Here is an 11943-nt window from a genome sequence, read left to right as displayed (position 1 = left end):
TTCTTAGTAGACGCCTACTGCATCAAATGATTTCGCTGCAGCTGTTGCTTCTGCACTTGTTGAACCGTAAAGATCTTTCGCCGATTGAACGACTGCTGCACGGAGTGAGCTGAAGTTCGAGTTCGGCGTCAAGTACGTGTTGAGAGCACGGTAGTAGATCGCACCGAGTTTCGGTACGCCGATTCCTGTGACAGATACGTTGTAGAACGTTCCACCGTTACCGAGGAGGTAAGCGGCTTTGTTGATGATACCAGAGTTGATGTGGACACCACCGTTATCTTGTGTACCTGTGTAACGTTTAGAGTAGTGATCTGGATCACCGTAAGCAGCTGGGTTCGACATCGAACGGAGTGCGTCACCGCTGACTCCTGGTGTGTAGATGTCTTCTCCTACGAGCCAGTCGAAGTTCGATCCGACTGTATACTCAGCTACTGTACCCATGATATCTGAGACCGCTTCGTTGATCGCACCAGATTCGTTTTGGTATACGAGGCCAGCTGTGTATTCTGTGACAGCGTGCGTCAATTCGTGAGCGACGACGTCAAGTGCGCCTGAGAGTGCGACGAATGTCGTGCCATCTCCGTCACCATAGACCATCTTCGTGCCATCCCAGAATGCGTTGTTGTAGTTCGTTGAATAGTGGACCGTTGAGTTCAAGCGTGCACCAGCGTTGTCGTAACTGTTACGACCATATGTGTTTTTATAGAAGTCATATGTTTTTGCAGCGTTGACGTGTGCACTGACAGCAGCGCGGTCATATGTCGCGTTGAAGACGTTATCTGCATCTGCCCAGAGTGTTCCCGGGAGTGATGTCCGGTTTTTCGCGTCGTATGTGTAGACACCTTTTCCACGCGTCGTATCTTGAAGATAGTATTTCCCAGCACTCAACGTCGTGTTGAACGTTGCGCTTGTTCCAAGTACTGTCGTACCTGTTGCGTGAGCGAGTTGGTCGAACTTGTTAAGTACTTTACCTGAGTTTGCATCGATGAAGTATGTCCAACGTGATGGCTCTTTGCCTGCGAGGACCGTCGATGTGACTTTGTATGCATAGACAGCATCATCTTTTACTGGATAGATGACGAGTTCTGCTTTTGGAGCGACTTCGAATTTAGAAGCCTTGATTGCTTTTTGATAAAGTTTGATGGCTTTCTTTTCAGAGAGCGTTGCTTTTTTCGCGAGACCTGGTTTTCCTTTGACGTTGATTGCATCGTTTACGACTGCTTTCAAAGTACCGTCTTTCGCGACGTTCCCGACGACGACACTACCAAAGACAGGGACGCCATCCACTTCTTGTTGGAGACGTACGATCTGTGAAGATCCGTCTTTTTCGACGTTCTGAACAGCAAAGTCACCTTTTTTGTTCACGAAATCTTTAACGATCGTTGCAGCTGGTTCTGACGAAGCTTTCGTGAGCTTACCAGACTGAAGACCTTCTGCACCTACTACCGTAGGAACGACAAGCACACTTGCGACAAGCGATGTAGCGAGAAACTTTTTCAAAATAAATCGCCTCCTTGTTTGGGTTGAGTCTAACTATGCCAAAGAATTAGAGAAGCGAGAATAAGTCATTCGAATTAAATAGAATTTTCTGAATATAGTCCGTAGTACCTGGACTGAATTATTAACTGTAAAAGATATTTCAAGACGAAAAAAGAACCATTCAAGAGAATGGTTCAGCGAATGCGTTGGTAGAGATGGTGGACGTCATCTCGGGTCTCATCAATTTTAAAATCACGTGGATCAAGCTCGATTCCTTGCTTTGAAGCAAAGCGTTGGATTTTCTCGAATGATTTCCAAATTTCAATATCCGGTCCTTCGTGCTTCCAGAAGACATAACGCGCAGCTGGAATCCGGTGACCTTTCATTCCTTTTGGGATGCCATCGAGTGAGGAGACGGGATACCCGACACATTGGGAGTACTTGGTTCCATTTCGTTCGAGTGAGATATCAAGCGGATAGCTATCTGGCTTTGCAGGAATCTCATGTGAACGTCTTGAAAATTCACGCCAGAGTTCCGGCATCAACGTATGCAGTTCGTTTTCTTCGCAAGTCAGTCCAAGACCAACAAAATAAAATTCATGACGTTCCACGATTTTCGGATGCATGAGAATCTCCTTTCCGTATTTATGACACGTCTTTGATTAGCGAACGTTTCAAGTCTAGAAAAAGACGCGTAAAGGTAGCATCCCATTGTGTACCCATGCCTTCTTCTAAGATAGATAAAGCTTTCTCAACAGGCATTCCCTTACGATAGGGACGATCGGATGTCATCGCATCGTAGGCATCGGCAATGGCCATGATTCGACCGAACAGTGGAATGTCTTCTCCTACGAGACCTTCCGGATACCCCTTTCCGTCGTAGCGTTCGTGATGGTACTTTACCCCAGGAAGAATCGGTTGTAACGTCTTTGGGAGCTGAACTTGCGATAGAATGTGCACACCGATGACAGGATGTTGTTGGATGATCTGAAATTCTTCGTCAGTCAAGCGTCCTTCTTTCAACAACACATCATCTCGAATCCCAATCTTTCCGATATCATGTAACAGCGCTGATTTACGTAACAACTCGATTTGTTCGTGCGGCAGGTTTGCAGCAGTAGCGATTTCGACGGAATAGGCAGCAACGCGAAGCGAGTGTCCGGCCGTGTAAGGATCCCGGGCATCGAGTGTTGCCGCAAATAACGTAAACAGACTATCGAGCAATTGCTCATTTTGTTCATCGCGTTTTTTGATTCCTTCCATCATCAGGTTAAAGCCGGAGACGAGATGAGAAAATTCATCAGAATAGGGATTTGGTAACGAGATGAGTCGATTATTTTCGACATCTTGAATCCCTTGCTGGAGAATCGCAATCGGCTTTCGGATGTTTTCATAAAGAAGAAGACTACAAAACGTCGCGACGGACAAGATGACGACTAAGATGAGTGTCGCCCAACTCCAGTAGGAACGAAGGCTCTCATTTTCCGTTAGTTGTACAGCTGAGGCGAGAACGAACAGCATGACCGGAAAAACGCCGATGATCAAGGTGCTGATGAGCATCTTGTGTCTTAACGTGACAACCGTCGTTTTTTTCGGAACATCGAATCTGCGATCAAGAGCATGTTTCTCTAAAGTAAGTAGCATCTGCTCCGTGACACGATAAGTCAGAAAAAACTCGATCAAAGCGTGGAGAATTGCGACGAGGACAGCACCAAAACAGGCGAGACCGATCAAATAGTACGGCATTCGTAACCATCCTTGAGAGATCGCGAGTGCCGTTAAAAGTGACGAAGGAACCGAGAGACCTAAGAAGTGTGGTCCCATGATTCGCTGAACTGTCAGAACCGGAAACCGATGCGCTGTCCGATAAGCATTTTGAAAAGAAGACAGCGAAGGAAAGTCAGTTTGAAAGAAGTATCGCAAAGAGCGAACATGCTTTGAGTAGACGAGATATTCTAATAAAACCATTAAACTAACAGAAAAAAACATGATACCAATTAGAATGAATTGTTCTGTACCGGTAAAAGTCAGTGTCTCAAAAATAAATAGACATCCGACGCCGAACACAGCGACAAATGAACCAATTAAATAGTTTCTAAGCAAATGACGTTCAAAACGTTTTATAGCGCTCATTGTATCCTCCTTATGTAATCATCAGAGTGTTTTCAGCGTACCGTGAAACAAAAGAAGAAATCCGGTCATTTTTACAAAAAAGGAGAGTGATTTTTAAAATAACTGATTAATTTAAATTCCAAAAAATAGGTATGGTCGAAAAGAACTAATTATCTTAAAAGCGATTGATTAACGAAATAAAATAACCTATGATTTGAATATTCAGAAAAGTATATTAATCATATGCTTTTCACTACTACATAGGGGGTCAATTCACGTGGGGAAAAAGAAACAGCTTAGCCTAGCCGTTCTATCTGGAATTACGGCAGCTGCTTTTGCTGTTGGTCCGGTGTTACCTGGTGGGCAGGTAACGTCCGTACAAGCAGCCGAAAAAGTAGCACCTGGTGCACCGATGGATTTAAACACGGTCGATCAGGATCGATTAGCAAAAGTGCTTGAAAAACGTGGGGTCATTTCAAAAGCAGCTTCAACAGAAGCAAAACAACAAGCCGTTCAAAAGTATCTGGACAAAAAGGCGAACGGAAAACCGGCTGCTGATCACGATCATGATCATGAATCCAGTAAAGAAGCAGCATTTGATAAGAAGACAAAAGACTTCTTAACAAAGCAAAAGGAAAAACTTGCTAAACAATTGAAGAAAAAACACGGAAACTACAAAAAAGGCAATCCAAATGGCTTCGTCAAAGTAGATAAAGCGAAACAGGCATCCTATAATGGTGCAACACGGACGGATAAAGTCCTTGTCCTCCTCGTCGAGTACAGCGACTTCAAGCACAACAACGTCGTTCAAGAACCTGGATATATGTACTCAGATGACTTCAATCAAAAACATTACCAAGATTTAATGTTTGGTGATAAAGAATTCGAACTTTTCAATGGTGACAAAGTAAAGACGTTCAAACAATACTATGAAGAACAATCAGGTGGTAGTTATTCAGTCGATGGTACGGTATCGAACTGGTTGACGGTTCCTGGTACAGCGAAGGATTACGGTTCAGATAATCCTGCTGGTGGAAACGATAACTTACCGGGATCAAAAGGACCACGTGGTCTCGTCAAGGATTCGTTAGCGGCAGCTGTCCAAGCCGGCATTAACTTAGCAGATTACGATAAGTTCGACCAGTACGATATGGATGGAGACGGTGACTTGAACGAACCAGATGGTCTCGTCGATCACTTGATGATCATTCATGCGGGTACGGGACAAGAAGCAGGTGGCGGTACTCTTGGTGACGATGCAATCTGGTCACACCGTTGGACGTTAGATGGTGTTCATCCGGTAGCAAATACGACAGCAAGTGTTGATTACTGGGGTGGAAAAATGGCTGCTTATGATTACACGGTGCAGCCTGAAGATGGTGCGGTTGGTGTCTTCGCGCACGAATTTGGTCATGATCTTGGATTACCTGATGAGTACGATACGAAGTACACGGGTCAAGGTGAACCAGTCGCTTCATGGTCCATCATGAGTGGTGGTAGCTGGAATGGAAATATCGCCGGAACAGAACCAACAAGTTTCTCACCACAAAACAAAGAGTTCTTCCAAAATGTGATGGGTGGAAACTGGGCGAATATCCAACAAGTTGATTTTGATTCCTTAGATAAGCTAGGAACAGCTTCGTACCTCGATCAGAGCGTCACGAAATCGAAAAATCCAGGAATCATCAAAGTCAACTTACCGAAAAAACCGGTAAAAGGCATCGCACCGGCATTTGGTAAAAAGTATTACTACAGCACAAAAGGGAACGACTTGCATACATCCATGACATCTCCGGAGTTTGATTTGACGAATGCGAAAGAAGCGAAGTTCGACTTCAAAACATTGTATGATATTGAATATAACTACGACTTCTTGACTGTTACAGCGACGGCGGATGGACAATCAAAAGTCATCGATACAATCGGTGATGAAGATACAGATGGAGATCAGCGCGCTGATTCTACTAAAGGAGCATGGGTAGATAAATCGTACGATCTCAGCGAATTCGCGGGTAAAAAAGTGACATTGAAATTTGATTACGTCGGAGACGCTGGTCTTGCGCTAGATGGATTCGCACTTGATAACGCGAAGCTAACGGTTGACGGTAAAGTCGTCTTTGAAGATGATGCAGAAGGTACGCCGAAATTCACGCTTGACGGTTTCGTCGCATCAGACGGTTTCTCTTACGCAGATAACGCATACTACCTCGAATGGCGTAACTATGCAGGCTCGGATAAAGCACTCGAGCATGCACGCGGCGTGAAGTATAACACAGGGCTTGTCGTCTGGTACGGTGATTCGAGCTTTGACGATAACTGGGTAGGTGTTCACCCAGGTGAAGGATTCCTTGGAGTCGTTGACTCACATCCTGAAGCAATCGTCGGAACACTCAATGGTAAACCGGTCACGACAGGAAGCACACGTTACCAAATCGCAGATGCTGCGTTTAGCTTTGATAAAGCACCTGCATGGTTGATTGATTCGCCATCACGTGGAACATACGATTATAAAGGTCTCCCAGGTGTGACAAAGTTCGATGATTCGAAATCGTATATCAACCAGTTGATTCCGGATGCAGGGAAACTACTCCCGAACAACGGTTTGAAGATTGAAGTCATCGGTGAAGCAAAAGATAACTCTGCTGGAGCTGTCTGGATCCACCGTTAAAACAGAAGAACAGGTTCAGTTTCGGCTGAACCTGTTTTTTGTTTTAGTTATGTAGAAGAAGTGGAATCAATTGGAAAAAACATTGGTCTGACAACTTGACTTTTAAAGCGCATCCATTCTATACTTACGTTAGCTTAATATTGTTATTGTCATTACGGATTCACATCGTGTCACGAACAATCTTTTCGTTGCTCCATGTATTTCGGGACAATAATGAATTCTTTTCATATGCGCAGCATATGTATTAAGTAATTTATTTTTGGAGGTTGTTCCCATGAACACAGGTAAAGTAAAATGGTTTAACGCAGAAAAAGGTTTCGGTTTCATCGAAGTTGAAGGCGGAGAAGACGTATTCGTACATTTCTCAGCAATCACTGGTGAAGGCTTCAAAACTCTTGACGAAGGTCAAGAAGTTGAGTTCGAAATCACTGAAGGCGCACGTGGAGCACAAGCTGCTAACGTCGTAAAACTTTAATTTCAACTATTCAATCGTCCCTTTTCGGAGGGGCGGTTTTTTATTAGACTAATATCTTGAATTCAAGATAAATGTGAGATATACTCCAATTACCAAATCATTTACAAGGAGTGAGGAAGATGGAATTACTCGGAATTCATCATGTATCGATCTTAACAGGCATGGCGGAACGCAATTATCAATTCTACACACAAATACTTGGCATGCGTCTGATCAAAAAGACTGTCAATCAAGATGACACGACATCGTATCATTTGTTTTATGGAGATGCGGAAGGGAATCCAGGAACGGACTTGACGTTTTTTGATATTCCGCATCTTGGAACGGGCGTACCGGGGGCATCGAGTATCTCTTCGACATCGCTTCGTGTCAAAACAACGGCTGCACTTCATTTTTGGAAACAACGTTTTGAAGCGAAAGGTGTGGATCACGATGAAATCGTCGAGCGAGCAGGGCGTCGAACACTCGCCTTTCGTGATCAGGAAGGAACACGTTTGATTCTCGTCGCAGAAGATGGTGAGGTAGGTGTCACAGGTGGTGTACCATGGCCGCAAGAAGAAATTCCATCGGAGCATGCAATCGTTGGACTAGGAGCCGTCACATTGACAGTCAACGATCCGACGTTGACGATCCGTGTACTGACGGAAGTCATGGGATTCCGAAAAGTAGGTTCTTATCCATCTTTAGCAGGTGACTTTGCACCGATTGAAGTCTATGCAACGGGAGAAGGTGGTATCGGAGCAGAGGTTCATATCGAGGCACGTCCAGATCTCGACCGAGAACGTCTTGGTCGTGGTGGCGTCCATCACGTCGCGTTCCGAGTACCGAACAGTGATGAATATGAAAAGTGGGTCGAACGCCTGAATGCCTATCACTTACCGAACTCTGGTAAAGTCGATCGTCACTATTTCCAAGCTCTTTACTTCCGGGAACCGAACCATATCTTATTCGAACTCTCGACAGATACACCGGGATTCGCGACGGATGAGTCGGTTGAAACGTTAGGGGAGACGCTTGCGTTACCACCATTTCTTGAACCAAAGCGAGCTGCCATCGAAGCGCGGTTACGTCCACTTGAAATCTGACAATCCTGTGACACAGGTCACAGAAGGATCGTCCATCCCGTATACTAAGAACAGGAATCAAGAAAAAGGAGTGACGGGATGTTAAGAACTACGCTTGGGCAATTCCGAATGATTGCGATACTAGAAGGAATCTCGTTTTTAGTCTTACTGTTGATTGCGATGCCGTTGAAGTATATGGCGGATATTCCGCAAGCTGTTTCGGTCGTTGGTGCACTTCACGGTGTCTTGTTCGTCATGTATGCACTCTGGCTCGCGGTCGTGAAATTCAAATACGATTGGTCGATTATCAAGGCTGGGATTGCGTTCATCGCATCATTCATCCCGTTTGGTACGTTCGTGCTCGACTGGAAGCTAAAACAGGAAGCAACAAACGCGTAAATTGTGTATACTGAATAGAGCACGGCTGTGGATAACTGTTTTTGTCTATGCGAAGCAGGTTATCCACAGCTTTTTTCTGTGGATAATTTTTAGGAGGATATATCATGTCAACATTTGAAACATTACACATCAGTGACCTGTGGATAAAAAAATTACAAAAACAAGGCATCAAGGAACCAACACCGATTCAAGAACAGGCGATTCCGTCATTACTCGACGGACGCGACTTGATTGGTCAAGCGCAAACGGGAACAGGGAAGACATTAGCGTTTCTCTTACCCATCCTTGAGCAAATCGATGTCGAATCACAAACGGTACAAGCATTGATCGTCGCACCGACACGCGAACTTGCGCGTCAAATTGCCGATGAGACGCATAAACTGATTCGGAACACGGAACAGTACCGTGCACTCGCTGTATACGGCGGACAAGACGTCTTTAAACAGATTCAACGTCTCGGTCGGATGCCACAAATCATCATCGGGACACCAGGACGGATTCTCGATCATGTCGGTCGCGGCACACTTGATTTAAGTGAATTACGGACGCTTGTCTTGGATGAGGCGGACCAAATGCTACAAATCGGTTTCTTGCCAGAAATTGAAGACATCATCGAAGCAGCACCGGTTGATCGTCAATTCGTCATGTTATCTGCAACGATGCCACCGAAAGTAGAGGAACTGGCGAAAACGTATTTGCGTAATCCAGTCGAAGTACAGGTGGAGGCGGAAAGCATTACTGTTGAAGCGATCGAACAGTTCGTCGTCGAAACAACGGATCGCCGCAAGCAAGCGACACTGCGGACGATGCTTGACGAGATGCGTCCGTACGCAGCCATTATTTTCTGTCGTACACAACGTCGCGTTAGTAAATTGAACGAAGAAATGCAGATGCAAGGGTATCCGACGGATGAATTGCACGGTGGACTAACGCAAGGGAAACGTGAAAAAGCGATGGCGAAGTTCTATCAAGGAAAAACACAATTCCTGATCGCAACAGATGTCGCTTCGCGTGGACTTGATGTGACAGGTGTGACACACGTCTTTAACTATGATTTACCGGATGATGCGGAAAGCTACGTTCACCGGATTGGTCGGACAGGACGTGCTGGGAACGACGGAATTGCCGTTTCCATCGTAACACCAAAAGATGGTCGGACGTTCCGTGATATGGAACGGGAATTGAACATCTCGGTCACGCCGATCGTCGTCGAATTGTCTGAAGAAGCGATTCGCGCACAGCACGATCAAAGTAAAGGATCACGGAAGACGACAGAAGGACGTGGAAATACACGTCGTTCGAATAACCGTCGCCCGGGACGTGCACATCGTAAATAAACAGAAACAAGATAAAAAAGCCGGTCTACTTCTCTCATCAAAAGAGAAAATAGACCGGCTCTTGTTTTATTTGGCGTAGACCATCTGACCACCGAGATGACCAGTATAAGCAAGTAGTCCGCTACCGACGATGGCAACAACGAAACTGAGTAATAAAAACATTTTTTTGTTCGAGCGGTAACCTAACAAAAGAAATAACAGCGAGACACCAAAGGCAACGAGACTGAACAACGCGAAATGCTCATGATTTTCGATGGCAGCATGGGTAACGCTGCTTAAATTCGCTTCCGCATACTCTTCTGCTCCGTCTCCAGACAAATAGGCAGCGACTCCGGAAATCAGACCGACGACTAACGTAAAAAGGGCAAACAGTTTGAATTGTGTCCACTTCAGACTAATGAGTAATAGGATCGTCGCAAATAATAAAAGTGCAATCGGTGCATGGACAAGAAGTGGATGAAGCGGTACGTTCCCCAACATATCAAAAACCTCCTTGGATAAGTATGGTAAAGCATAATTTCACTTTACCCTGCTTATCTGACAGTTAACTGACACCGTTTTAAAGAGTTGGGAAATGAATGATGAACCGTGTACCTTCACCTAATGTGGAATCAATGGAAATCGTTCCGCCATGTTGCTCCGCAATGGATTGAGCGATTGATAACCCAAGACCGGTTCCTGTTCCGTGACGCGAATGGTCCCCCCGGTAAAAACGCTCGAATATTTTAGTTTGTTGATTGGAAGCGATACCGATTCCGCGGTCCTGTATCGTCAACTGGCGTTCTGTAGTAGTTTCTTCGAGAGAGACATCAATGACGTCATCGCTGTAGACAAGAGCATTCTCAAGAAAGACCGTCAATAAGCGGTTCAATTGATGGGTATCTCCTTTCATGCGTAAGTCAGGCATTATCGAAGCGTGGATGACGCGATCCGAGTAGGCGTGCTGAAAACGTTCGACGGTCCTTTGGACGAGTGAACTAAGGTCAACTTCCTGTTTCGGTGAAGGTTGTCCTTCTCGCGCAAGCAATAATAAATCAGAGACTAAATACTGCATGCCTGCCGTTTCTGCTTTAACGTCCTCTAGAATCGTACGCCCTTCATTCGAAAGTGATTCCGCTTCTAGCAATTCAATCCCGCTGTAGACGATTGTCAGAGGTGTCCGTAGTTCATGTGAAGCATCGGACGTAAAACGACGTTGACGATCGAATGCTTGTTGCACCGGAATGACGGCTCGACCAGCAAGGATATATCCGACTAGCGTCAGGACAATCGTTGCGAGCACCGCGATCCCCGCAAGAACGGCAATCAATCGCTGTAAGGTGTCTTCGGTCGGAGAGATGTCCTTCATCAGTAGTAGCCGTCCTTCTTCGGTACTCCGTTGATACAGCAAGAAGTGTCGATCATCCCATTCCACTTGTTGCGTCGTATCATTCGAGCTTAAAAAACGGCGCAGTGTTTTGGACTCGACGTCTGGCGGCAGACTTGCATAGCGTTCGTTTCCTGAACCATCGAGTAACTGGAAGTAGATCGGATTTCGAATGAAGTGATCCTCCCCATGCTCGATCCGTTCGAAGATATCTCTATCAGATACGCTCTTCAATTGATTCAATTCCATTCGATTCAGCAATTGAGCGTTCGTGACATACACACCAATCAGGATAAGGACTAGTACAAGAAAAAACGAGCCACTGAATAACAAGGTCAGTCGTTTTCGAATCGATTCAAGCATGCGGATCACCTAAACGATAACCGAATCCGCGAACTGTCCGAATCAAATTAGGAGCACCGACCGCATCTAATTTTTTTCGAACGAGTCGGACGAGCGCATCGAGCGCGTTATCCGTAATATCCGCCCCAATCCCCCATACGACTTCGATGATCAATTCACGACTCATCACCTGTTCAGGTCGTCTTAACAGTAAGGAAAGGAATTCAAATTCACGTCGTGTTAAATCGATTGGATGTCGCTCGTAAGAAATCGTTTGTGAGGACAGATCGAGGACTAGTCCATTAAAAGAAACCGTCGACACGAATGCCTTTTGTTGACGACGACTGAGCGCGCGCAGTCGTGCCAGTAATTCATTCGATTGAAACGGTTTAACGAGATAGTCATCGGCTCCACTATCGAGACCATGAACGAGATCGATTTCCGTATCGCGAGCAGTCAGCATCAAGATGCCGCCTTCAAAATGTTCTTTCCGTAAGGTAGCGGCGACTTCGACTCCGCTCTTGCGAGGCATCATCCAATCGAGAACGAGTAAGTCATAGCGATACGTCTGACATTGGAGGAGCGCTTCCACTCCATCCTGCGCAACATCTACCTGATATCCTGCCCGCTCCAAATGGAGGCGTAACATCTTTGCAAGACGCTGATCATCTTCTGCTACCAAAACGCGCATGCACATCGCT

The 11943-nt window shown here is 45.5% G+C and carries 11 protein-coding genes; 5 read left to right on the top strand and 6 right to left on the bottom strand.

Annotated elements, in window-relative coordinates:
• Positions 1-3: 3 nt before the first annotated feature.
• The 3 genes from KNQ12_RS13245 to KNQ12_RS13235 form a co-directional block, all read right to left on the bottom strand.
• Positions 4-1500 carry a M4 family metallopeptidase gene (locus KNQ12_RS13245; protein ID WP_214748788.1) on the bottom strand — a complete coding sequence of 499 codons (1497 nt, stop codon included), beginning with the start codon at positions 1498-1500 and terminating at the stop codon, positions 4-6.
• Between the two features lie 173 nt (positions 1501-1673).
• Positions 1674-2105 (bottom strand): GyrI-like domain-containing protein, encoded by a 432-nt coding sequence (locus tag KNQ12_RS13240; RefSeq protein WP_214748785.1) that lies wholly within the window; start codon positions 2103-2105, stop codon positions 1674-1676.
• A 19-nt stretch (positions 2106-2124) separates the two neighbouring features.
• Entirely contained in the window at positions 2125-3612 is a 1488-nt protein-coding gene (locus tag KNQ12_RS13235) for an HD-GYP domain-containing protein (protein WP_214748782.1), read from the bottom strand.
• A 256-nt stretch (positions 3613-3868) separates the two neighbouring features.
• Here KNQ12_RS13235 and KNQ12_RS13230 point away from each other — a divergent pair, with 256 nt between their 5' ends.
• From KNQ12_RS13230 to KNQ12_RS13210, 5 genes are all read left to right on the top strand, one after another.
• Positions 3869-6259 (top strand): immune inhibitor A domain-containing protein, encoded by a 2391-nt coding sequence (locus KNQ12_RS13230; protein ID WP_214748780.1) that lies wholly within the window; start codon positions 3869-3871, stop codon positions 6257-6259.
• Positions 6260-6533: 274 nt separating this feature from the next.
• Positions 6534-6734 (top strand): cold-shock protein, encoded by a 201-nt coding sequence (locus KNQ12_RS13225; protein WP_023469752.1) that lies wholly within the window; start codon positions 6534-6536, stop codon positions 6732-6734.
• Positions 6735-6853: 119 nt separating this feature from the next.
• Complete coding sequence (locus tag KNQ12_RS13220; RefSeq protein WP_023469751.1) at positions 6854-7819, top strand: ring-cleaving dioxygenase; 966 nt, start codon at positions 6854-6856, stop codon at positions 7817-7819.
• Positions 7820-7897: 78 nt separating this feature from the next.
• The gene (locus KNQ12_RS13215) at positions 7898-8197 is read left to right on the top strand and encodes a DUF3817 domain-containing protein (RefSeq protein ID WP_050677188.1); all 300 of its coding nucleotides are present in this window, start codon (positions 7898-7900) and stop codon (positions 8195-8197) included.
• A 104-nt stretch (positions 8198-8301) separates the two neighbouring features.
• Positions 8302-9534: a DEAD/DEAH box helicase gene (locus KNQ12_RS13210; RefSeq protein WP_023469749.1), complete on the top strand. Its 1233-nt coding sequence runs from the start codon at positions 8302-8304 to the stop codon at positions 9532-9534.
• Positions 9535-9600: 66 nt separating this feature from the next.
• On the opposite strand, the gene KNQ12_RS13205 is transcribed toward KNQ12_RS13210, so the two are convergent.
• The 3 genes from KNQ12_RS13205 to KNQ12_RS13195 form a co-directional block, all read right to left on the bottom strand.
• A complete protein-coding gene (locus KNQ12_RS13205; RefSeq protein ID WP_023469748.1) occupies positions 9601-10014 on the bottom strand; it encodes a DUF2231 domain-containing protein in 414 nt (137 codons plus the stop codon).
• 79 nt (positions 10015-10093) lie between these two features.
• Complete coding sequence (locus tag KNQ12_RS13200; protein ID WP_214748777.1) at positions 10094-11263, bottom strand: sensor histidine kinase; 1170 nt, start codon at positions 11261-11263, stop codon at positions 10094-10096.
• On the bottom strand, positions 11256-11933 hold the full coding sequence (locus KNQ12_RS13195) for a response regulator transcription factor (protein ID WP_214748774.1): 678 nt from the start codon (positions 11931-11933) through the stop codon (positions 11256-11258). Before KNQ12_RS13195 ends, KNQ12_RS13200 begins: the two co-directional genes overlap by 8 nt.
• Positions 11934-11943: the final 10 nt, after the last annotated feature.

This window comes from Exiguobacterium sp. s11 (assembly GCF_018619015.1).
GTDB classification, from domain to species: Bacteria; Bacillota; Bacilli; order Exiguobacteriales; family Exiguobacteriaceae; genus Exiguobacterium_A; species Exiguobacterium_A indicum.
The sequence above is the reverse complement of the archived record's forward strand: the minus strand, read 5'-3'. Positions and strand labels throughout refer to the sequence as shown.